20 protein-coding genes are annotated in these 24,217 nt (G+C 46.6%); 18 read left to right on the forward strand and 2 right to left on the reverse strand.

The genetic code is table 11. The features are described 5' to 3' along the window. Nucleotides 1–24 precede the first annotated feature (24 nt). Complete coding sequence (locus DWX28_RS08485; RefSeq protein ID WP_243002388.1) at nt 25–852, reverse strand: aldo/keto reductase; 828 nt, start codon at nt 850–852, stop codon at nt 25–27. 365 nt (nt 853–1,217) lie between these two features. Between DWX28_RS08485 and DWX28_RS08490 the strand changes: the two genes are divergently transcribed. From DWX28_RS08490 to DWX28_RS08570, 16 genes are all read left to right on the forward strand, one after another. After that, nucleotides 1,218–1,622 carry a hypothetical protein gene (locus tag DWX28_RS08490; protein WP_022213879.1) on the forward strand — a complete coding sequence of 135 codons (405 nt, stop codon included), beginning with the start codon at nt 1,218–1,220 and terminating at the stop codon, nt 1,620–1,622. 80 nt (nt 1,623–1,702) lie between these two features. After that, entirely contained in the window at nt 1,703–1,888 is a 186-nt protein-coding gene (locus tag DWX28_RS08495) for a CooT family nickel-binding protein (RefSeq protein WP_118252448.1), read from the forward strand. Between the two features lie 46 nt (nt 1,889–1,934). After that, on the forward strand, nt 1,935–2,861 hold the full coding sequence (locus DWX28_RS08500; protein ID WP_022213881.1) for a methylenetetrahydrofolate reductase: 927 nt from the start codon (nt 1,935–1,937) through the stop codon (nt 2,859–2,861). A 28-nt stretch (nt 2,862–2,889) separates the two neighbouring features. Continuing rightward, nucleotides 2,890–3,660, forward strand: coding sequence for an ATP-binding protein (locus tag DWX28_RS08505; protein WP_022213882.1), 771 nt, complete (start codon nt 2,890–2,892; stop codon nt 3,658–3,660). 187 nt (nt 3,661–3,847) lie between these two features. After that, nucleotides 3,848–5,740 (forward strand): anaerobic carbon-monoxide dehydrogenase catalytic subunit, encoded by a 1,893-nt coding sequence (gene cooS / locus DWX28_RS08510; protein WP_022213883.1) that lies wholly within the window; start codon nt 3,848–3,850, stop codon nt 5,738–5,740. Nucleotides 5,741–5,764: 24 nt separating this feature from the next. Continuing rightward, the gene (locus tag DWX28_RS08515; protein WP_022213884.1) at nt 5,765–6,538 is read left to right on the forward strand and encodes an ATP-binding protein; all 774 of its coding nucleotides are present in this window, start codon (nt 5,765–5,767) and stop codon (nt 6,536–6,538) included. A gap of 17 nt (nt 6,539–6,555) precedes the next feature. Beyond that, nucleotides 6,556–8,685 (forward strand): acetyl-CoA decarbonylase/synthase complex subunit alpha/beta, encoded by a 2,130-nt coding sequence (gene acsB, locus DWX28_RS08520; RefSeq protein ID WP_022213885.1) that lies wholly within the window; start codon nt 6,556–6,558, stop codon nt 8,683–8,685. Between the two features lie 195 nt (nt 8,686–8,880). Further along, nucleotides 8,881–9,822, forward strand: a complete 942-nt coding sequence (gene acsD / locus DWX28_RS08525; protein WP_022213886.1) for an acetyl-CoA decarbonylase/synthase complex subunit delta — start codon at nt 8,881–8,883, stop codon at nt 9,820–9,822. A 25-nt stretch (nt 9,823–9,847) separates the two neighbouring features. Continuing rightward, complete coding sequence (gene acsC / locus DWX28_RS08530; RefSeq protein WP_022213887.1) at nt 9,848–11,194, forward strand: acetyl-CoA decarbonylase/synthase complex subunit gamma; 1,347 nt, start codon at nt 9,848–9,850, stop codon at nt 11,192–11,194. Nucleotides 11,195–11,269: 75 nt separating this feature from the next. After that, complete coding sequence (acsE, locus tag DWX28_RS08535; RefSeq protein WP_022213888.1) at nt 11,270–12,058, forward strand: carbon monoxide dehydrogenase/acetyl-CoA synthase methytransferase subunit; 789 nt, start codon at nt 11,270–11,272, stop codon at nt 12,056–12,058. A 144-nt stretch (nt 12,059–12,202) separates the two neighbouring features. After that, nucleotides 12,203–14,131: a corrinoid activation/regeneration protein AcsV gene (gene acsV, locus DWX28_RS08540; RefSeq protein ID WP_118252449.1), complete on the forward strand. Its 1,929-nt coding sequence runs from the start codon at nt 12,203–12,205 to the stop codon at nt 14,129–14,131. A 69-nt stretch (nt 14,132–14,200) separates the two neighbouring features. Further along, a complete protein-coding gene (locus tag DWX28_RS08545) occupies nt 14,201–14,902 on the forward strand; it encodes a DUF3786 domain-containing protein (RefSeq protein ID WP_199611810.1) in 702 nt (233 codons plus the stop codon). 89 nt (nt 14,903–14,991) lie between these two features. Beyond that, entirely contained in the window at nt 14,992–16,677 is a 1,686-nt protein-coding gene (locus tag DWX28_RS08550) for a formate--tetrahydrofolate ligase (protein ID WP_118252450.1), read from the forward strand. 564 nt (nt 16,678–17,241) lie between these two features. Continuing rightward, nucleotides 17,242–17,871 (forward strand): cyclodeaminase/cyclohydrolase family protein, encoded by a 630-nt coding sequence (locus DWX28_RS08560; protein WP_022214498.1) that lies wholly within the window; start codon nt 17,242–17,244, stop codon nt 17,869–17,871. A gap of 31 nt (nt 17,872–17,902) precedes the next feature. Continuing rightward, nucleotides 17,903–18,757, forward strand: a complete 855-nt coding sequence (locus DWX28_RS08565) for a bifunctional 5,10-methylenetetrahydrofolate dehydrogenase/5,10-methenyltetrahydrofolate cyclohydrolase (RefSeq protein WP_022214499.1) — start codon at nt 17,903–17,905, stop codon at nt 18,755–18,757. After that, nucleotides 18,754–19,539, forward strand: coding sequence for a glucosaminidase domain-containing protein (locus tag DWX28_RS08570; protein WP_022214500.1), 786 nt, complete (start codon nt 18,754–18,756; stop codon nt 19,537–19,539). The genes DWX28_RS08565 and DWX28_RS08570 overlap by 4 nt, the downstream gene beginning before the upstream one ends. 453 nt (nt 19,540–19,992) lie before the next feature. Here the strand turns inward: DWX28_RS08570 and DWX28_RS08575 are convergent, their stop codons facing one another. Beyond that, entirely contained in the window at nt 19,993–21,498 is a 1,506-nt protein-coding gene (locus DWX28_RS08575) for a 4Fe-4S dicluster domain-containing protein (RefSeq protein WP_118252452.1), read from the reverse strand. 358 nt (nt 21,499–21,856) lie between these two features. Between DWX28_RS08575 and DWX28_RS08580 the strand changes: the two genes are divergently transcribed. Further along, nucleotides 21,857–22,339, forward strand: coding sequence for a complex I 24 kDa subunit family protein (locus DWX28_RS08580; protein ID WP_022214503.1), 483 nt, complete (start codon nt 21,857–21,859; stop codon nt 22,337–22,339). Further along, nucleotides 22,339–24,210 carry an NADH-ubiquinone oxidoreductase-F iron-sulfur binding region domain-containing protein gene (locus DWX28_RS08585; RefSeq protein ID WP_118252474.1) on the forward strand — a complete coding sequence of 624 codons (1,872 nt, stop codon included), beginning with the start codon at nt 22,339–22,341 and terminating at the stop codon, nt 24,208–24,210. Before DWX28_RS08580 ends, DWX28_RS08585 begins: the two co-directional genes overlap by 1 nt. Nucleotides 24,211–24,217 lie beyond the last annotated feature (7 nt).

The raw sequence follows: 24,217 nt of genomic DNA on the forward strand, positions 1-24,217 counted from the left end.
TGACCGCGTATAATATGAAAATAATCAAAAAATAGTATCTCTCAGATCCTCCGGAACATGAGAACTGTGGTAATTCTGATTGAGCGTGTCGAGAAGATCCATGTCCTCCTGCTCAATCTCAAAATCAAAAATACGTGCATTGGCAGCAATACGCTCCGGGCGGGTGGATTTTGGAATTACGGAGATACCCTTCTGAACAGCCCAGCGAAGTCCGATCTGAGCAGGCGTATGTGCATATTTCGTACCAAGTACGCAGAGGATATCATTGTCCAGATAAGCGCCTCGCGCCAGTGGAGCATAAGCCTGTACCTGGATCCCGTTTGCCTGGCAGTATTCAATGAGCTCCCGCGGATAGCAGAGAGGATGGCATTCGATCTGGTTGACTGCAGGAATGATCCCGGATACCTTACGAAGTTCTTCGAGATGACGGATCTCAAAATTGCTGACACCGATAGAAAGAGCCCGTCCAGATTCAAGAAATTTCTCCATTTCCTTCCAGGTATTGAGATAACATCCCGGAACCGGCCAGTGGATCAGATAAAGATCGATATAATCAAGACCAAGACGGTCAAGGCTTCGCTCAAAAGCCCCGTCCACATCTCCGAGACGCTGTGCGTTATTCCAGATCTTGGTGGTGATAAAAAGATCCTTACGCGGAACTCCGCATCGTGCAATACCACGTCCGACACTCTCTTCGTTCTTGTATGCAGAAGCAGTATCGAACAGGCGGTAGCCGTTCTTGGCTGCGGATATGATGGCATTCTCTGCCTCGTCGTCAGCGGTGGCTTTATATAGACCCAGCCCCAGAAGCGGCATGGTTCTGTCATTATTTAAGAATACAGAAGTAGTCAAAATGCTTCCTCCTTGCTTATCAATTTAAAAATTTTTATATATTATAACATAAAAATGTGAAAGAAGAACATCAAATATGTTAAATATTTAATACATGAATTTACATAGGCATGGAAAAAAGGTGAAAATAAAGATTGTTAATATTAAAACGATAGCGTTATTTATATAACGAGAAAAATAATCAGCAGATGCGAAAAATGCAAAAAAAGAAATAGAAACAGGAATGATTTTTGTGCGTTTTTTCTCAATATAGCCTTGATTAACTATAACAAAAGATGTATAATGAATTTAATTGATAAATTCTTGTCAGAAGTTTGTCACGTTTAAGACAGACTGACAGGGATTTGTGCAGAAAGGAGTAGACAATGCACTTAATAAAAGATGAAAACGGAAACCTTGTCCAGCACGGACATGAACATACAGAGGGACACACACATGAACATACACATGCGGACGGTGTGACCCATACACATTCTCATTCTCACGGAGACGGAGAACATGCACATACACACGACAGCAGCTGTTCCAGCCAGGAACACTGTGGATCCTGTGAGGGCGGGGACTGCAAGAAAGAGACAGTAGCACTTCTGACTTACATGCTGCAGCACAATGAGCATCACGCAGCAGAACTCGACCAGATGGCCGACAACCTGGAGAAGATGGGGCTTGCAAGTTCAGCCAAGACGATCAAGGAAGCAGTTGCAGATTTCCAGAAGGGCAACATGCGCCTGGGACTTGCACTTACACTTGTTAAGGAAGAAATGAAATAGGATCTGTTACAGTGAACGGTAATATTGACTTTTAATATGACACAATAATATGACACAACAGAATGGCGGAGGTGAGAGTTATGTGTCTTGCAACTGTATACAAAGAAAACGATAATTCTGTTATCTTTAAGAATGTATCCAGAATTGATGTAGATGGAAATAAACTGGTGCTCAGAGACATTATGGGAGATGAGCGTGTCGTAGAGGGACATATCCTTATGGTAGACCTGGCAAACAGCATTGTAAAGCTTTGCTGCGATGACTGATCGTCCGGGACTTACAAGCATTAGTTTAATATAAGGAGGTGCAGCTATGGCATCAGTAAAATTGACTGAGCTGATGAAGGAAAGACAACTCCTTTCTTTTGAATTGTTCCCGCCCAAGACCGACAAGGGTATGGAGAATCTTCCGGGAACGATCGAGCATCTTTGTCAGTTTGAACCAGAATATATCTCTGTTACATACGGAGCCGGAGGCGGCAATGTAGGAGCGAACAGAGAAGTATGTCAGATGGTAAAGAAAGCCGGTACTGTTCCGGTAACTCATTTTACGGTTATCAAGAACACCAAAGAAGGAATCAGGGACCAGCTTGAGACATACCTGAGAGAGGGCGTTGATCACATCCTTGCTCTTCGTGGGGATTTCCCGAGAGGAGAACACTCCACGGGCGGAGATTTTAACTATGCGACAGATCTTGTCAAGTTTATCCGCCGGGAATTTGGAGACAAGTTTGAAATTGCAGTAGCAGGTTCGCCGGAAGGGCATATCGCATGCCGCAGCCTGGATGCAGATGTTTCCGTCCTTAAGATGAAACAGGACAATGGTGCTGATTATATCATGACGCAGCTCTGCTGGGATATGGAGCAGTTCGCACGCTGGCAGGACAAGATCCGCAAGGCCGGTGTCACGATGCCGATCGATGTAGGGATCATGCCGATCCTGGATCAGGCAGCTACGATCAGCATGGCTCTTTCACGTAATGGCTGTGTTATGGATCGAGAACTTTCCAGACTTATCTCTAAATACTGGATCTTCCCGAATCCGTTCGATAAAGCACCATTCGACGATAACCTTGAACAGAAGAAAGAAGATTTCAAGAAAGCCGGTATTGAGTACACGATCAGGCAGATTGACAAATACCGTGCTCTTGGCGTAGAAGGTATCCACCTGTATGCGCTGAATAAATGGAAAGACGTAAGCGAGATCATCAATGCATCTGGCATGCGTACACTAATATGAAAATAGAGTAGGAGGCACTCTTTAAGTTATGGCACATGTGATTGCTGTCGCCGGTAAAGGCGGCGTAGGTAAAACTACTTTATGTGGAATGCTGATCCAGTATCTCTGCGAACAGAACAAAGGACCGATCCTTGCAGTTGATGCAGATGCGAATTCCAACCTGAACGAAGTCCTGGGAGTAAAGGTTGACACAACTCTCGGTGATGTACGTGAGGAGATCGCACAGGCAGAGATCGCAAAGGAAAACCCGATTCCGAAAGGAATGTCCAAGGCAGATTATGCTGAACTCAGATTTGAGGATGCACTGGTTGAGGAAGATGATTTTGATCTGCTCGTAATGGGCAGAACACAGGGAAAGGGCTGCTACTGTTATGTAAACGGCCTGCTTCAGGCTCAGCTTGCCAAGTATCAGAATCATTATCCATATATCGTAGTAGATAACGAAGCAGGTATGGAGCATATCAGCAGAGGCGTTCTTCCGTCCATGCAGACTGCGATCCTGGTGAGCGACTGCTCCCGAAGAGGAATCCAGGCTGTTGGAAGGATCGCGAAACTGATCGATGAATGCGGAATGAAACCGGACACGGTAGGACTGATCGTCAACCGTGCACCGAAGGGAGAACTGAATGACGGGATCAAAGAAGAGATCGCCAATCAGGGACTTCATCTTCTCGGTGTAGTACCGCAGGATGAAACTGTTTATGAATATGACTGTGATGGCAAACCTACAGCCAGTCTTCCGGAGGACAATCCGGTCAAGAAGGCATTAAGGGAAATTGCCGGCAAGTTAAGTTTATAATCATGATTTTCCTGCGATCACAGCAGGAGAATTTATAACAGATGCTGAACAATACAGGATTCAGCAGATTTTTTACAGGAAAATAACCCATGGGCGGGGATGGGTTCTGTCTGGAGGGTTATTATATAAAACTTTATAGAAAGGTAAAAATACATGACTCATCATGTATAATAAAAGGAGGTCTATAATGAGTGAATTCAAATTAACTACAGTGGAAGAATTTGAAGCTGCTACCAACCGACTGTTGGAAACTGGCGCAAAGGTAGGCGCAGACGCTTGGCAGTTCCGTGTAAAAAACCAGACTCCACACTGTAAGTTCGGTGAGCAGGGTATCTGCTGCCGTATCTGTTCCATGGGACCATGTCGTATTACTCCAAAGGCTCCGAGAGGAATCTGCGGATGCGATGCACACGGTATCGTAGGAAGAAACTTCCTTCGCTTCACAGCAGGCGGAGCAGCTACACATTCCGATCATGGACGTGAGATCTGTATCACCCTCGGACATGCAAAAGAAGGCGGCGACTATCAGGTAAAAGATCCTGAGAAACTGATCCGTATCGCAAAAGAATGGGGCGTTGAGACAGAGGGCAAAGACATCTACGATCTTGCTCATGAGATGTCTGACCTGGCTCAGGAAGAATACGGAAAGATCAGAGGCATTTCCAGATGGCTTAAGAGAGCACCTCAGCATACACAGGATCTGTGGCACGAAGCAGGAATCGAGCCAAGAGCAATCGACCGTGAGGTTTCCTGTGCATTACATATGACCCATATGGGTAACACCTGCAAACCGGAGGCACTGATCCGTCAGGCACTTCGTAACGGACTTTCTGATGGATGGGGCGGTTCCATGTGTGGAACAGAGTTCTCTGACGTACTGTTCGGAACTCCGAAGCCGATCGAAACAGAAGCAAACCTTGGCGTTATGAACGCAGAAAACGTAAACATCGTAGTACACGGACATGATCCGAGTCTTTCTGAGATGATCTGTGAAGTTGCAGACAGCAAAGAAATGATCGACTACGCAAAATCCATGGGTGCAAAAGGCATCACTATTTCCGGTGTATGTTGTACATCAAACGAAGTAGCTATGCGTCGTGGTATCCCGATGGCTGGTAACTTCTTACAGCAGGAAAACGTTGTTCTGACCGGTGCATGTGAAGCGATCGTTGTTGACGTTCAGTGTATCTTCCCGGCATTAGGACCTCTGAGCAAATGTTTCCATACTAAATTCATCACAACTTCTCCGATCTGTCAGATGCCAGATTCCGAATTCATCGAATTCAGCGCAGGCGCAGCAGGAGAAAAAGCACGTCAGATCGTTAAACTGGCATGTGAGAACTTCAAGAACAGAAAACCGGATCTCGTATATATCCCGGATATGAAACAGAAAGCAACTGTTGGATACTCTGTTGAAGCAATCGTTAAGACACTTGACGGTGTAACAAACTCTCAGGTAGATGAGACAGGAACAACCAAACCTCTCCTTGAGTGCATCACATCTGGTGTTATCCGTGGTGCAGTTGCAATGGTTGGATGTAACAACCCGAAGATCAGACCTGACTCCGCTCATATCGAGCTGATGAAGAAACTGCTTGCAAACGATATCGTTATCATCGCTTCCGGATGTTCAGCACAGGCAGCAGCAAAAGCCGGCCTTATGGACAAAGCAGCCAAAGACCTCTGCGGTGCAGGACTGAAACGTGTCTGTGAGCTTGCGGACATCCCGCCAGTATTACACATGGGATCCTGTGTAGATATCAGCCGTATGCTGATCCTCGCATCTGAACTTGCAAAGGATTCCGGACTTAACATTTCCCAGCTTCCAGTAGTAGGATGTGCTCCTGAGTGGATGTCTGAGAAAGCTGTTTCCATCGGAAACTACGTAGTAGCAACAGGTCTTGATACCTTCCTTGGCGTAGATCCATATGTATCCGGATCTGATCAGGTGGCAGGACTTCTTACCGAAGGTGTTCGTGACTGGGTAGAAGCTGCTTACACAGTAGAAAAAGACATTGACAAATTAGGCGATCTGATGATCGAGAGAATCGAAGAGAAGAGAGCAGCTCTCGGCATCTGATAGCAGGAAAGGCGCGATTAACTTATGAAAATAGCAGTAACCGGTAAAGGCGGAGTAGGAAAGACAACTTTTGCGGCAACACTTGCCAGATTATACGCAGACGAAGGAAAGAAGGTCCTTGCGGCAGATGTAGACCCGGATGCAAATCTAGGTCTGGCACTTGGATTTGACGAGGAAACACTGGATTCCATCGTACCGATCTCCAGAATGCGTAAGCTGGTGGAGGAGCGTACCGGAGCCAACAGTCAGAATCAGTTTTATAAACTGAACCCGAAGGTAGACGATATCCCGGATACCTACGGCAAGACCTGCAATGGCGTGAAACTGCTTGTCCTTGGTACCGTGGAAACAGGTGGGGGCGGCTGTGTCTGTCCGGAGCATGTCATGTTGAAACGGATCATTAATAATCTTGTGATTCACAGGGACGATGTGGTGATCCTTGATATGGAAGCCGGTCTGGAGCATCTGGGCCGGGGCACCACGGAAAGCATGGATGAATTTATTGTAGTGATTGAACCAGGGGCAAGAAGTGTGCAGACCTACAAAAATGTAAAACGACTTGCCAAAGATCTCGGTGTCGCACAGGTCAAAGTTGTGGCAAATAAAGTAAGGAACGAGGACGATGAAGCATTCATCCGTTCCAGGATCCCGGCAGAAGATCTTCTTGGAATGATCCACTACAACACAGAAGTTATAGACGCTGACCGTCAGGGAAAATCCCCTTACGATTTCAGCCAGACTGTAACGGCTGAAATAACAAAAATAAAAGAAAAGATTGACCAGAACTCAAGTCTTTAAAAACAGGAGGTATTAACGTGACTTTATTTGATAGAGTATTCGGCGGAAATGATGCTGTATATGGTTTAACAGAGGGCGCTATCGACGGAGCAATCGCTCAGTACGGCGAAGACAAAGCTGTCAGCTTCCCGAACACCGCTTACAGCCTTCCATGTTATTATGCTGTAACAGGAACAAAAGTTACAACATTAAAAGAATTAAAAGAAGCTCTTGGTGTTGTTAAAACACTTATGACAAGAGAAAAAAGATTAAACGATGCATTCATGTCAGGTGTTGCTACAGCACTCTGCGCAGAGTTCATCGAAGTTCTGAAATACATTGATGGTGCAACACCATACGAAGAACCATGCTACGGACATCTTGCAGATGCAGTGATCCGTGAACTTGGTGTACCGCTTGTAACAGGCGATATCCCTGGTGTAGCAGTAATCCTCGGAGCTGCTCCTACAACAGAAGAAGGTGTTGCTCTTGTTAAGAGCTATCAGGCACAGGGTATCCTCGTAACACTGGTTGGCGGAATCATCGACCAGGTTGCAGAAGCTGGAATGAAGACAGGCGCAAACGTTCGTGTTATCCCGCTTGGCAAAGACGTTACAGCAGTTATCCATGTAGTATCTGTAGCACTTCGTGCAGCTCTGATCTTCGGTAACGTAAAACCTGGAGATGCAGGCACACTGATGAAATACACAATGGACCGTGTACCGGCATTCGTAAACGCATTCAAACCTCTGGATGACGTGATCGTAGCTTGTGGTGCAGGTGCTATCGCACTTGGATTCCCGGTAGTTACAAACGAGACAGAGAATATCTTCCGCGTACCGAAGAGCCTTATCGTTCAGGAAGATGTAAGCAAATTCAATGCTACATCCCTGGAAGCACGTGACATCAAGATCAAGATCACAAACATCGATATCCCGGTTGCTTTCGCATCCGCATTCGAAGGTGAGATCATCCGTCGTAAAGACATGCAGGTTGAATTCGATGGTTCCCGTGTTGACTGTGCAGAGCTTGTACAGACCTGTGACGCTTCTGAGATCGAAGATCACAAGATCACAGTAGTTGGACCGGAAGTAGACGACATGGAACTTGGAAGCAAGAACAGCATCGCATATGTTGTTAAAGTTGCAGGCAAGAACATGCAGGCAGACTTCGAACCGGTTATCGAGCGTAAATTCCACAACTACATCAACTGTATCGAGGGTGTATACCACACAGGACAGCGTGATATGCAGCGTATCCGTATCAGCATCGAAGCATTCAACGCAGGCTTCAAGATCAAACATATCGGTGAAGTTCTTTACGCTTCTGTCAAGAACGAATTCGACGCAGTTGTTGACAAATGTGAAGTTGTTATCTATACAGATCCGGCAGAATGTACAAGAATCCGTCATGAGGTTGCTATCCCGACCTTCGACAAACGTGATGAGCGTCTTGACACTCTGACAGATGAGTCTGTAGATGTATACTACAGCTGTATCCTCTGCCAGGCATTCTCTCCAAGCCACGTATGTGTCGTAACACCAGAGAGACTTGGTCTTTGCGGTGCCGTTTCATGGCTGGATGCAAAAGCTACACATCAGCTTGATCCTAACGGACCTTGCCAGATCATCACCAAAGAGCGTCCGATCGATGAGAACCTTGGTTCTTACGAAGACGTTGATGAAGCAGTTCAGAAATTCTCACAGGGTGCTCTGGAGCACGTTACACTGTACTCCATCATGCAGGATCCTATGACTTCCTGTGGATGCTTCGAATGTATCTGTGGTATCGAGCCATTCTCCAATGGTGTAGTTATCGCTAACCGTGAGTATGCAGGCATGACACCTCTTGGAATGACCTTCCCAGAAATGGCTTCCATGACAGGCGGCGGTGTTCAGACTCCTGGATTCATGGGACATGGAAAACACTTCATCTCCTCTAAGAAATTCATGAAGGCTGAAGGCGGTATCGAACGTATCGTATGGATGCCAAAAGAACTGAAAGAATTCGTTGCAGAACGTCTGAACAAGACAGCTCAGGAACTCTACGGAATCGAAAACTTCACAGACATGATCGGTGATGAGACCGTAGCAGAAGATCCAGAAACACTGGTAGCATTCCTGACAGAAAAAGGACATCCGGCACTTGGAATGGATCCGATGATGTAATCTCCGCAAAGGGAATGAATGCTTGCATTCATTCCCTGGGAGATTAATCTTAAATTGTTTATGGAATGCATTACGTTACAATTTTTGATATTTTTTTAACATAAATAGCCAACTTCCCTTGTAACTGGCGATTTTATGTAGTATAATGCTATTTGCTATTTGAGTTATTAATAATTAAGAGGAGGCTTATGAGAAATGCCGTTTAATCAGAAACCACAGAAATTTAATGCAAAGATTAACGCTGTCACAATCGGAAGCGGAGATAAGACTGTGACAATCGGTGGAGAAAATTCTTTCCCGTTCTATACATTTGATGCACCAACAGAGAACACAGCCAAAATCGGTGTAGAGATCTCTGACCTTGGACTGGATGAATTTTCAGAAGGTGTAAAAGCTTATTATGAAGGAGCTACAACAATGGCTGAGATCGCTCAGAAAGCAGCAGCTATTGAAGGAGCTGATTTTGTTGCTCTGATCCTGGATGGTGGAGACCCGAACGGAGCAAACAAATCTATCGAAGAACTTATCGAGGTTGTTAAAGAAGTGGCTGGCGCTATCGACTGTCCACTTGTTGTAGAAGGATGCAAGAACGTAGAGAAGGATGCGGAACTTCTCCCGAAAGTTGCAGAAGTTCTTCAGGGAAGAAATGCACTTCTTCTTTCCGAAAAAGAAGAAAACTACAAAGCAATCGGTGCAGCAGCAGGTCTTGCTTACAATCAGATCGTTGGTGCTGAATCAGCCGTTGATATCAACCTTGCAAAACAGTTAAACGTTGTTACTACACAGCTTGGTGTTGATGCGAAGAAGATCGTTATGAACATCGGTAGTGCAGCAGCTGGTTACGGATATGAGTACGTAGTTTCTACTATGGACCGTATCAAAGGTGCAGCATTAGGTCAGAGCGACAATATGCTGCAGATGCCTATTATTACTCCAGTATCCGCAGAGACATGGGCAGTAAAAGAAGCTACAGCTTCTGAAGCTGATATGCCTGAATGGGGATCAGCAGACGAGCGTGGAATCGATATGGAAGTTATGACTGCAGCAGCAGACCTTGCTGCTGGTTCTGATGCCGTAATCTTAAGACATCCGGAATCTGTTAAGACAATTTCCAAACTGATCAAAGCACTTGCTTAAGGAATAATAGGAGGAATAAATAGCTATGGCACTGAATGGTATTCAGATTTTTAAATTAACACCAAAGAAAAACTGTAAGGAATGTGGATGTCCGACATGTATGGCTTTCTCTATGAAAGTTGCACAGGGCGCTATGCAGATCGAACAGTGTCCACATATGTCTGACGAAGCACTGGCTTCCCTGTCTGAGGCAACTGCTCCGCCGATGAAGACAATCAAGATCGGAACAGGCGATGCAGAGTTCACTCTCGGAGGAGAGACTGTTCTGTTCAGACATGAAAAAACATTCGTAAGCAAACCAAGATACGCTGTATCTCTTTGCACATGCATGGATGATGCAGAAGTTGATGCGAAGCTTGCAGCAATCCCACATGTAGACTATGACCGTATCGGTGAGAGAATGCATGTAGAACTTGTATACGTAAACTGCAGCGCAGATGCAGATGCTGCCAAATACACAGCACTTGTAGAAAAAGCAAAAGGCCTTGGAAGAACTCTCGTTCTTGGATGTACAGATCCTGAGATCGCTAAAGCTGCTCTTGAAGTATGCAAGGATGGCAAACCGGTTCTTAACGGAGCTAACGCTGACAACTATGAAGCAATGAACGCAGTTGCTACAGAAGCTGGCGTAGTTCTCGGAGTATCCGGAAAAGACTTAAACGAGCTCTATGATACCGTAGCAGCTCTTGAAAAACTTGGCAACAAGAACCTTGTTCTTGACACAACAGGCGCTGACATCAAAGAAACCTTTGCAAACACTGTACAGGTTCGTCGTGCAGCTCTGAAAGACCAGGATAGAACATTCGGATATCCGTCTATCGTAAACCTGGTTAAACTTGCTAAGGGTGACTATCATTTACAGGCAGCACTTGCTTCCGTATTTACAATGAAATATGGTTCCATCATCGTTATGGAGCAGATGACATATGCAGAGGCACTTCCGCTGTTCGGTCTTCGTCAGAACGTTTACACAGACCCGCAGAAGCCGATGAAAGTAGAGCCGGGTATCTACCCACTCAACGGTGCAGACGAGAACTCCCTCGTTGTTACAACCGTAGACTTCGCTCTTACATACTTCGTGGTTTCCGGAGAGCTGGAGCGTTCCGGTGTTCCGCTTAACCTGGTTATCAACGATGCAGGCGGACTTTCCGTACTGACATCCTGGGCTGCAGGTAAATTCTCCAGCACCAGCATTTCTGAGTACATCAAAGAAGAAGTTGAGCCGAAGGTTAAATGCCGTAAGCTCGTTATCCCTGGTAAAGTAGCAGTCCTCAAGGGCGACCTTGAAGCTAAACTTCCGGGATGGGAGATCATCGTAGGACCTAGAGAAGCAGTACAGCTTGTAAAATTCTTAAAGGATATGCAGGCATAATTGCCGCATAAAAATAAAATAATGTTCAGGGAGTGAACCTCCCTGAAACATAAAAATGAAAAGGAGATTCAGGGTATGGCAAAATTTGTTACAATTGGAGAGAGACTTTCCACAACAGCACCAGCAGTAAATAAAGCATTCACAGAGAGAGATCCTGAGCCGATCCTCAAGAGAGCAAAACAGCAGCTTGACGCAGGTGCTACATATCTTGATGTAAACATCGGACCAGCTGAGAACGATGGACCGGAACTGATGAAATGGGCTGTAGAACTTTTGCAGGGCAACTTCGACAATGTTCCGCTGGCACTGGATACTTCCAACGTTGCAGCTATCGAAGCTGGTATCTCCGTATACAACCGTTCCAAAGGAAAACCGATCGTAAACTCCGCTGACGCAGCTGGAAGAATCGGATACGTTGATGTTGCAGCAGCTAACGATGCAATCGTTATCGCACTTTGCAACGGCGAAGGAATCGCAAAAGACAATGACGAACGTATGATGTACATGCAGACTCTGATGGAGAGAGGTATGGAGCATGGTATGGACGTTGAGAACGACATGTGGTTTGACCCGTTATTCCTGGTTATCAAAGGAATGCAGGACAAACAGATGGAAGTTCTTGAATTCATCAAAATGATCTCTGATATGGGAATGAAGAGCACCGGTGGTCTTTCCAATAACTCCAACGGTATGCCGAAACACATCCGTCCGATCATGGACTCCGCTATGGTAGCTATGGCTATGATGCAGGGACTTACATCCGCAATCGTTAACCCTAACGATCTGCGTCTGATGGAAACAATCAAATCCTGCGATATCATTAAGAACAACTACCTGTACGCAGATTCCTATCTGGAAATCTAATCAGTCTGACTTTTTTACGGCTGTAGACAAAAAAAGGCTGGAGGCTTCGCGGCCTCTGGCTTTTTTTATCAATTCAGCCAGGTCTGACTCCCAGTGCCACAGGTGAAAAACAAAAATTCACAAGGCGAGAAAGGTGGTTACCGCATGTTTAAGGTGACATTTGCATTTGAAGATGGCAGTAAGGTAGAAGCATTTGCCAATGCGGGGGATAATTTACTCGAAGTTGCACGTGGCGCAAACGTGGCAATCGACGCTCCATGTTCCGGAAATGGAGCCTGCGGAAAATGTCGGGTACAGTTAAAAGGCGGAGAAGTGGACTCCAAGAAGACACTTCATATTTCTGATGAGGAATTTGAAAAAGGCTGGCGTCTTGCCTGCATGAGCAAGATCAGTGCCGACGTGGAGGTACTGGTGCCGGATATCGCATCTGCATACAAGAGCAGAATGAAAGTGGCAGATTTAAGTTCCAAAGAAGAAATTGCAATTTTTGAAAAAGCAAAATCTCAGATCGAAGAAACCGGAATTCAGTTCAGAAACAGCTTGGAAGTTGTGGAACTTCAGATGGCAGAACCATCTCTGGATGATACTATGCCGGATGTTGAGAGACTGACAAGGGCACTTCGGAAATTTATGAACCTTAACCGGATCAGAGTTCCGTATGCTGTTCTCCGTAAGCTTCCGGATGTACTTCGTGCGAGCAAGTTTTCTGTCAAATGTGTTGTTCGCGTGACACCGAATGACATGTTTGTATATGACATCTTTGACAGCAAAGAAGATGTTATCATGGGCGGTCTGGCAGTGGATATCGGTACAACGACCGTTTCTGCTGTGATCATCAATATGGCGACAGGCGAGATCCTTGCCAAGAGTTCTTCCGGAAACGGACAGATCCGTTATGGCGCGGATGTCATCAACCGTATCATTGAGACGACCAAACCAGGTGGAATCAAGAAATTACAGGATGCCGTGATCAAAGAGACGATCAATCCGATGATCCATGAGATGTGCAGAAGCATCCATCTTCCGGAAAATCAGATCTATCGTATGTGCGTGGCTTCCAATACGACGATGAACCATCTGTTTGCAGGGATCAATGCAGACTATCTTCGTACAGAGCCATACATCCCGGCATTCTTTAAGACAAACTCCATGTTTGCATCTGATGTAGGCATCGAGATCAACAAAGACGCACACATCATCATGGCTCCGAATATCGGAAGCTATGTAGGTGGAGATATCACGGCAGGCGCTCTGGTAAGTATGATCTGGAACAGACCGGAATTTTCTCTGTTCATCGACCTTGGTACCAACGGAGAGCTTGTATTTGGTAACTCTGACTTCATGATGAGCTGTGCATGCTCTGCAGGTCCAGCCTTTGAGGGTGGAGATATCAGCTGTGGTATGCGTGCGACAGACGGTGCGATCGAGGCATGTACCATTGACAAGGAAACTATGGAACCTACATACAAGATCGTTGGTGAACCGGGAACCAAACCGGTCGGTCTTTGCGGTTCCGGTATCATAGATGTGATTAGTGAGCTTTATATGACAGGAATCATCAATCCGAAGGGCAAATTTGTCCGCGAAGGCAAGAGGATCCGTCATGACCATTATGGAATGGGAAGCTATGTGATCGCGTTTGAGGAAGAAGCTGGTTCTTCAAAGAATGTAGAGATCACAGAAGTCGACATTGACAACTTTATCCGTGCGAAGGGAGCAATCTTCTCAGCGATCAGAACGATGCTTTCTTCTCTGGATTTCGATGTGTCAATGATCGATGATGTTTATGTTGCAGGCGGTATCGGAAGTGGTATCAATATGCAGAATGCAGTCAATATCGGAATGTTCCCGGATGTTCCGCTGGAGAAATTCCACTACATCGGAAACTCTTCCCTGACTGGTGCATACCTGATGCTTTATTCCACAGAAGCCGAAAAGAAAACATATGATCTTGCAGCCAATATGACTTATATGGAACTTTCAACAGTTCCGACTTACATGGATGAATTCGTGGGAGCATGCTTTATCCCACATACCGATGCATCCATGTTCCCAAACGTTCATCAGAGATAGAATCGTGAAACTGCGTAACAGCGAAGCAATCCGTGGAGATGATAATACTTAAAATTTAAGAGGTGAATTATGAGTTCTGATATAAAAACAATATTTGATCCGGCAGAGATGGAATCTGTGGGAGAGAAACTGGGATATGGAAAAGACAGCAAAGAGCGTCTCCCGTGGGAACATTATCTGAGCCAGTATCAGGAGGCTGATCCGAAGGAAATCGCCGAGAGACTTGGCATTTCCTACAATGAGGAAGAGAAATCTTTTACTCTGAAATTCCTCGGAACGACGTATCAGATTTCCTGGCCGGATTTTCAGGTTAGCCACGAGGCAGACGATATGGGATTTTACCCGCTGGAAACCATGGTTTATGCCAGAACTCTGACGATTCGCTTTCTGCTGAACGGTGCCGCATCTATCGGCACCGGCAAATTCAAAACTTATCGCGAAATGCCGTGGGGAGAAGTCTACCTGAGACAGTTTGATGGAAGATGCATTAAACGACTGGCTTTTTCCTACGGAAACCGCATCAAAGATTTTCAGGCGATCATGGAACACATCCACTGTGTTCCGGTAGAGCACGGTGACATTGCTTATCAGCTTGAGATCTTTCCGGGATACCTGGTGCAGATGATCCTGTGGGAGGGAGACGATGAATTTCCACCGTCCTCACAGATCCTCTTCTCCGACAATTTCCCGGTATCCTTCCAGGCAGAAGACATGGCTGTTATGGGAGATGTGATCATCGGATCACTGAAAGCTTTTGCAAAAGCAATCTGAGATTTTTATCATGTCAAACCTCTGATACAAAAAAGGGGAAAACCCTCTAGTTATAAATAACACTAAAATAAAACGCGGGAGGTAACATTATGGGATTCAAAAGTGACATCGAAATCGCACAGGAGTGCACAATGGAGCCGATCACCAAGATCGCAGAAAAAGCAGGCATCGACGACAAATATCTGGAGCAGTACGGTAAGTACAAAGCAAAGATTGATTACAATCTTCTGAAAGAAAGCGACAAAAAGGACGGCAAGCTGATCCTCGTAACCGCTATCAACCCGACACCGGCAGGTGAAGGAAAAACAACTACAACCGTAGGTCTTGCAGACGGTATGCAGAGACTCGGTAAGAGTGTTATGGTAGCTCTCCGTGAGCCATCCCTCGGACCGGTATTCGGTGTTAAGGGCGGCGCAGCAGGCGGCGGCTATGCACAGGTAGTTCCGATGGAGGACATCAACCTTCACTTCACAGGTGACTTCCATGCGATCGGCGCAGCGAACAACCTTCTTGCAGCAATGATCGACAACCACATTTTCCAGGGCAACGCACTGAACATCGACCCGAGAAAGATCACATGGAGAAGATGCGTGGACATGAACGACCGTCAGCTCCGTAACGTAGTAGACGGCCTCGGCGGAAGAACAAACGGAATGCCGCGTGAAGACGGATATGACATCACTGTTGCATCTGAGATCATGGCAGTTCTCTGCCTCGCAAGCGATATTTCCGACCTGAAAGAAAGACTTTCCAGGATCATCATCGGATATACCTACGGTAAAGTATCCGAGCAGAAACCGGTAACAGCAGGTGACCTCCATGCAGAAGGCGCTATGACAGCTCTCCTGAAAGACGCCCTGAAACCGAACCTCGTTCAGACACTGGAACACGTTCCGGCGATCGTACACGGCGGACCATTCGCAAACATCGCTCATGGATGTAACTCCGTAACAGCAACCAAGATGGCAATGAAACTTGCTGATTATGCGATCACAGAAGCAGGATTCGGTGCAGACCTCGGTGCTGAGAAATTCCTCGATATCAAATGCCGTATGGCAGACCTGCATCCAAGCGCAGTTGTTATCGTAGCAACCGTACGTGCCCTCAAATATAACGGCGGCGTAGCAAAAGCTGACCTCAACAACGAAAACCTGGAAGCTCTTGAAAAAGGTATCCCGAACCTTCTGAAACATGTAAGCAACATCAAGAACGTATACAAACTTCCTTGCGTAGTTGCCATCAACGCATTCCCGACCGACACCAAGGCAGAGCTTGACTTCGTAGAAGCCAAATGCAAAGAACTCGGTGTAAACGTAGCCCTTTCCGAAGTATGGGCAAAAGGCGGAGAAGGCGGAATCAAACTTGCAGAAGAAGTTCTCCGTCTTGTAGAAGAACCAAACGACTTTACTTATGCATACGAACTGGAAGGCTCCATCGAGGACAAACTGAACCAGATCGTACAGAAAGTATACGGCGGCAAGAAAGTAGTTCTCACAGCAAACGCACAGAAACAGGCAAAACAGCTTGAAGCACTCGGCTTCGGCAACTGCCCGATCTGTGTGGCTAAGACACAGTACAGCCTGACCGATGACCAGACCAAACTCGGTGCTCCGACAGATTTCGAAGTAACCGTACGTAACCTCAAGATCTCCGCAGGAGCAGGCTTCATCGTAGCCCTGACCGGCGAGATCATGACAATGCCAGGTCTTCCGAAAGTACCTGCTGCAGAACGTATTGATGTTGATGAGACTGGCAAGATCACTGGACTTTTCTAATAAAAGCGGATTGTAAAAGGTTTGGTTTTGCTTTATAAAGCAAGGAAAATGATATTTTGTAAAATATGAAAACCCTGAAGGGGAGCATCTCGAAGTTGCGAAGGCCGAAGCTCCCCCTCAGACACCCCCTGCTTGGCCACGCTTGGCTGAGGCAGACAGAACGTTATCGACGCCAACTGTTGAGGCTGTTTCGCTGCGCGAAAAGCGCAGTGACAGCCGAACAGAGCGAATGCGCCCATGAATCTTTTGCCGCCCCACGCTACGCGTGCAGGCAAAAAGCCCATAATCTGTCTCCACGCGGGAAAGCCTTCCCGCCTGAGTAGCCTGGAGATGATGCGCCCACAGTGCTGGAGGCACTGTGCGTATCTTGCACCACAAGCGGTGCAAGATACGGGCGTGGCCAGGAGGGGAGCGCGAGGGGAGAACGGCCTTCGCAACTTCGAGTGCCCTCCCCTCGCAGGTTTCCATATTTCCAAATATGAAAAAAATTATTATAAAAAAGAAGAAAGAAAAATCATAAAAGACCCCTCTTTTATCGGGTCACTTTTTTCAGGAGGAGAAAAAATGGGATTTTCTACAAGTACATGCACAGAATTCGTCGAAGTTCTCGCTTCTAAAGCCCCGGTACCGGGCGGCGGCGGTGCATCAGCGCTGGTTGGTGCAGTTGGAACTGCACTTGGCAATATGGTAGGCAGTCTTACCGTAGGTAAGAAAAAATATGCAGACGTAGAAGACGAAATGTGGGAGCTCAAAGCAAAATGCGACCAGCTCCAGAAAGACTTCCTTCGTCTGATCGAAAGAGACGCAGAAGTTTTTGAGCCGCTCTCCAAAGCATATGGTATGCCAAAAGAAACCGAAGAAGAAAAAGCAGAAAAAGCCCGTGTTATGGAGATCGTGCTGAAAGATGCCTGCTCCGTACCGATGGAGATCATGGAGAAATGCTGTGAAGCGATCGAGCTGATCGTTGAATTCGGCGCAAAGGGTTCCAAACTGGCGATCAGTGATGCCGGTGTTGGAGCAGCTTTCTGCAAAGCAGCATTACAGGGTGCCAGCCTGAATGTCTACATCAATACAAAATCCATGGCAGACAGAGAATACGCAGAAGAACTCAACAAAAAAGCAGACGCAATGCTTGAGAAATACACCAAGATGGCAGATGAGACATTCGAAAGCGTTCTTGGCAGATTAAAATAATCAGCAACAAAATAGCGGAGGAAATACAAAAATGGCAAAGCAGTTATTAGGTAAAGAAGTAACAGCAGCACTGAATGAAAAGATCAAAGCAAATGTAGCAGAATTACAGGGCAAAGGCGTAAACCCGACACTCTGCATCATTCGTGTTGGCGAAAACCCAAGCGATATTTCTTATGAAAGAGGAGCAACAAAACGCTGCGAGACTCTTGGCGTAGCATGTGAGAAGATCCTTCTTCCGGGAGATGTGACTCAGGAAGAACTCCTTGCAACCATCGACAAAGTAAACAAAGACGACCACATCCACGGCGTTCTTCTGTTCCGTCCGCTTCCGAAACATCTGGATCAGGCAGTGATTGAAAATGCACTTGCTGCAGAAAAAGACGTTGACTGTATGACAGATCTTTCCATGTCTGGCGTATTCACCGGCAAAAAAATCGGTTTCCCGCCATGTACACCACAGGCATGCATGGAGATCCTGGATCATTACGGAATCGATTGCACAGGCAAAAAAGCCGTTGTTATCGGAAGAAGCCTTGTAGTTGGAAAACCGGCAGCCATGATGCTGGTTAAGAAAAATGCAACCGTAACGATCTGCCACACAAGAACCGTTGACATGCCGTCTGTTGCAAAAGAAGCAGACATTGTGATCGTAGCAGCCGGACGTGCAGGCGTTGTTGGTGCTGATTATGTCAGAGAAGGACAGACCATCATCGATGTAGGTATCAACGTAAATGCAGAAGGTAAACTCTGTGGAGACGTTGACTACGCTGCAGTTGAGCCGATCGTTGATGCAATCACACCGGTTCCTGGTGGAGTTGGAAGCGTTACTACATCCGTTCTTGTAGGACATGTAGTAGAAGCTGCAATGAGAAAGGTAAATGGATGATTCGAAACAAAAAAGCAATGCTCTTTTGTTCACAGATGATACTGGCAGGTGCCCTTATAACAGGGGCACCTTGTCTGGCGTCTGGGGATAATGGAGAGACGAGCGTATTTGGAAGTTCAGATACAAATGCAGAAGATGAAGTATCCGATCTTTCCGGCGAAGGCCAGATCCACAAGCCGGCCAGCCTTAACGCGCCGGATTTTACCTCAGATCCGAATTTCGTGGATGATTCCACCGACAATACTTATGGTTATTACACGATCATGGGGACGACAACCGTTTCCCTGGCACAGATGACTTCCCAGTACAATGCACATGGATCCGAATATCCGTCCGCATCTCTGAAAGAAGGCGGTGCAGAGACGATCGATGATTTCTGCACGATCATTCTGGAAGAAGCAAATGCTGAAGGTGTCCGGGGAGAAGTAGTCTTCGAACAGGCAATGCTCGAGACCGGCTGGCTCCAGTACGGAGGAGATTCCGGAATCTCCCAGTACAACTTCGCAGGACTCGGAACCACAGGCGGCGGCGTCCAGGGCGTATCCTACCCCGACGTAAGAACCGGAATCCGCGCACAGGTACAGCATTTAAAAGCCTACGCCTGCGACGAATCTCTCAACCAGGACTGCGTAGACACCCGCTTCAACATGGTCCAAAGAGGCAGTGCCCCATACGTCGAATGGCTTGGACAGCAGGAAAATCCCAATGGAGGCGGCTGGGCCGCTGGAGCAAACTACGGGGAGAAATTGCTCAAGCTACTGAGCGATCTCAAGGAGGAGTAAGTGAGATGTTTGACATCTCCTTATATCCTCTTTTATTTTTTGGAAAAAACCAAAACCGCAGAAGGGACGTCGCCCGTCCCCTCTGCACACCCCTGGGCTTTTTTGGAAAACATCGGCGTTGGTTTTGGTGTGGGGGAGCATTTTGGTAGCGTGGTATGGAGCCTGGGTATCGCGTGGGGGAAATCTCCCCCAAAAATCCACCTTGACTCAGGGAGTCCCTCCAAATCCCCAACCTATTCAAACGAAAATCTCCCGGCCTGGACCACTAGGAAAATTTTTCACAATCCTCGACCAAAAAACAAAATTTCCGTCAAACACCCAGCCCAGGGTGTGCAGAGGGACGGGCGACGTCCCTTTGCAGTTTACCATGCTTCCCAAAAGCGAAAAAAGAGCCCGGGGAATACATTCCCCAGGCAAAAAAAGTTTTTTACACTTGCTTTTTCCAAAAAAATCTCAAGAAAGCTCAATTTCCTTCAATTCTTTCGCCGGCAGTTTCTTAGAAGAACCTGTCACAAACTTCTTAAGCGCCTTAGAAGACTTCGCAATCGGCACATTCGTACCAGCACCGCCCATACATCCACCAGGACAAGCCATACCCTCGATCATACAGCCCTTAAGTTTCCCGGCTTTCGCCAAAGCCAGCATCTTCTTACACTCTGCCAGGCTCTCTGCATGCTCAATATGCACCGGAACTTCCGGATAATATTCCTTCAGACAGGCCTCGATCGCACCTGCAACACCACCTGCGACCGCATATCCACGTCCGGCGGCAGTAGCATCATGCAGGGAACCTTCGTCTTCAAAGGAAGCCGGCTCGATCTCACGCGCATCAAACATCGCATCCAGTTCCTCAAAAGTCAAAACAAAATCCACATCACTTCGCACAGTACGGCGCATCGCTTCCAGTTTCTTGGAAGCACAAGGTCCAATGAAGACAACCTTCGCATCCGGATCATCCTGCTTTACCTTACGTGCAGTGGCAACCATAGGAGTCAGCTCCTGTGAGATATTGTCGATCATGGTCGGGAAGTATTTCTTTGCCATCATGGACCAGGACGGACAGCAGGAAGTCAGAAGGAACGGAAGATTTCCTGTTGCAACCTCATGTGCATAATGATGTGCCTCAGAGATCGCACCGACATCCGCACCAAACGCAACCTCATGAACATCAGAGAAACCAAGAACCTGCAGAGCTGTCTTGAATTTGCCAGGGGTCACATCATCACCAAACTGGCCGATATAAGCCGGTGCAACGATCGCAACGATCTTATCGCCGTTACGAAGCGCATGCGCAAGCTGGAAGATCTGAGATTTATCAGAGATCGCACCGAACGGACAGCTTACCATACACATACCACAGGAAACACACTTGTCATCCAGGATGCTCGCACGCCCCTGCTCATCACTTCCGATCGCCTTGACACCACATGCCTGCTCGCACGGGCGCACGTTGTGGGAGATTGCATCATAAGGACAGGCTGCTTTACATTTTCCGCATTTTACACATTTTTCCTGATCGATAAAAGACTTTCCGTCCTTCATAGAGATCGCGCCCTTCGGACAGACCTGCATACATGGATGGGCAACACATCCGCGGCACATGTTGCTGACAATGTATTTGTTCGGAGGACAGGCTGCACATGCAGACGGGATCACCTGCATAAGAGGCGGCTCATAATATTTCTCATTGATATTGCTGGCAGCAAGACCGTCGGTCAGATGGACCGCCTTGCTTTCCGGGCGAAGAGAAAGACCCATGGCGAGACGGACTCTTTCGCTTGCAACGGCCCGTTCTCTGTAAATACTCTCACGGTACTGGGCAGTTTCACTGACGATATTGTACGGGATGGATTCAATATCATGGATCAGGCTTTCGTCAGAAGATTCAAATCCGGCCTTTGCCACTTCAGTATAAACCTGGTGTCGGATCTCTCTGACTGGGGTATCATAATTTCGCATATCTATTTCATCTCCTTAAATAAGAAAAATATTCATCTACCGCTCCCTATAATATAGGAAAGAATTCCCAAAATCAATCCGAAAATGCAAAATCCCTGTACTTTTCGAAGCACATAAGAGAAACAAAATGAGAAACACTTTACTATAGCAAAATAGATTGATAAAAAATTATAAAATCTGTTAAAAAATACACAATAATACGAAAAACATAAAAAACATGAATAAATTAATTCAATTTTCCTACATTTCACTTGTATAATTTGACTACTTAATGTATAATGAAATACAACAAGGCTGTGTAAATTATACAAAATAATGGGCGCAGACAAAAGCAAATTTTTAACAAGGAGGGAATTGAATGTTAGATCAGTCTTATTACACGAAGACAGATGAGATCATCGAGCATTACGGACCGAAAGCAGCATCACTGATTCCGATCATGCAGGATATCCAGGCGGAGTACCGCTACCTGCCGGGAGAGCTTCTGACCTATGTTGCATCCAAGATTGGAGTGACCGAGGCGAAGGCATACAGCGTCGCTACTTTTTATGAGAACTTTTCCTTTGAGCCGAAAGGCAAATATGTGATCAAGGTCTGCGACGGAACTGCCTGTCATGTAAGGAAATCCGTTCCGGTCAAAGAAGCCCTTATGAAAGAGCTCGGTCTGAATGCGAAGAAGCACACCACAGACGATATGATGTTTACGATAGAAACAGTATCCTGTCTTGGTGCATGCGGTCTTGCACCGGTTATGACGGTCAATGACGAAGTGCATCCTAAGATGACCCCGGATCTGGCGATAGAAGTGATCCAGAACCTTAAAAAAGGAGGTGCCGAATGATGTTTTTACATAACAGAGAAGAACTTCAGGCATTACGCCAAAAGGCAGAAGCGGAACTGCACAGACAGAAAATACGTGTTCTTATCTGCGCAGGAACTGGATGTATTGCCAGCGGCTCCAAAGAAATTTATGAAAAAATGCACAATCTCGCAGAGATCAACGAGAATGTTTCTGTAGAATTCGAAGGTGAAGTTCCACATCCGGAGATCAAGAAGAGCGGATGCCATGGCTTCTGCGAAATGGGACCTCTGATGAGAATCGAACCTCTCGGAATCCTCTACATTAAGGTTAAACCAGAAGACTGCGAAGAAATCTATGAGAAAACTGTCTGTCAGGGGCAGCCTATCGAGCGGCTGCTTTACCATAAGGACGGACAGATATACCAGAGCGAAGAATCCATCCCGTTCTATGCCGGACAGATGCGTCTGGTACTTAAGAACTGTGGACATATCGACGCAGAGAATATCGAAGAATACATCGCAGTAGGCGGATATGCCGGTCTTGAAAAAGTCCTCTTCGAAATGACCAAAGAAGAAGGTCTTGACATGATAGAAGAAGCCAACCTTCGCGGAAGAGGCGGCGGCGGTTTCCCGGCAGGTAAGAAATGGAAACAGGTGGCACGTCAGAAAGAGACAGACCGTTATGTAGTATGTAATGGTGATGAGGGTGACCCGGGTGCGTTCATGGATCGAAGCATCATGGAAGGTGACCCGCATAAGATGCTGGAAGGTATGTTGATCGCTTCCTATCTGACAGGTGCACAGAACGCATACATCTATGTACGTGCTGAGTATCCGCTGGCAGTAGAGCGTCTGCGTATCGCGATCGCACAGGCAGAAGAACTTGGTCTGATCGGTGATAACGTTCTTGGTACAGATTTCTGTATCCATTTCCATATCAACCGTGGCGCCGGTGCGTTCGTATGTGGTGAAGGTTCTGCCCTTACCGCATCTATCGAAGGAAACAGAGGTATGCCGCGTGTAAAACCGCCGCGTACTGTAGAACATGGTCTTTTCAATAAACCGACCGTACTGAATAACGTTGAGACATACGCCAACGTACCAATGATCGTCACAAACGGCGCAGAATGGTACAAGAGCATCGGTACACCGGGAAGCCCGGGAACCAAGGCGTTTGCTCTTACCGGTAACGTAAATAACACAGGTCTGATCGAGGTACCAATGGGAACGACTCTCCGTACGATCATCTATGATATCGGCGGCGGACTCAAAGGAGATGCCGGATTTAAGGGTGTTCAGATCGGTGGACCGTCCGGAGGATGTCTGGTAGAGAAGCATCTGGATATTCCGCTTGACTTCGATTCTGTCAAGAAATACGATGCGATCATCGGTTCCGGTGGTCTGGTAGTTATGGATGAAAATACCTGTATGGTAGAAGTTGCCCGTTTCTTCATGAGCTTTACTCAGAGAGAATCCTGCGGTAAATGCGTTCCGTGCCGTGAGGGAACCAAGCGTATGCTTGAGATCCTCGAGAAGATCGTAGCAGGCAAGGGTGAGGAGAGTGATCTTGCAGAACTTTCCGAACTGGCAGAGATGGTTCGTGCCATGGCTCTGTGCGGACTTGGCAAGAGTGCTCCGCTTCCGGTCATCAGTACACTCAAAACCTTCCATGAAGAGTATGAAGAGCATATCAGGGATAAGAAGTGCCGTGCAAAAGTCTGCTCAGCACTGCGTAAATTTATCATCAATCCGGAATTTTGTATCGGCTGCGGCAAGTGTGCAAGAAACTGCCCGGCAGGAGCGATCACCGGAGTCAAGAAACAGCCTCATACCATTAACAATGATCTGTGTATCAAGTGCGGTGCATGTAAAGACAACTGTTCATTTGATGCCATCTATATTGAAGCATAGGGAGGGA

The organism is Blautia sp. AF19-10LB, assembly GCF_003461245.1.
GTDB lineage: Bacteria > Bacillota > Clostridia > Lachnospirales > Lachnospiraceae > Blautia_A > Blautia_A intestinihominis.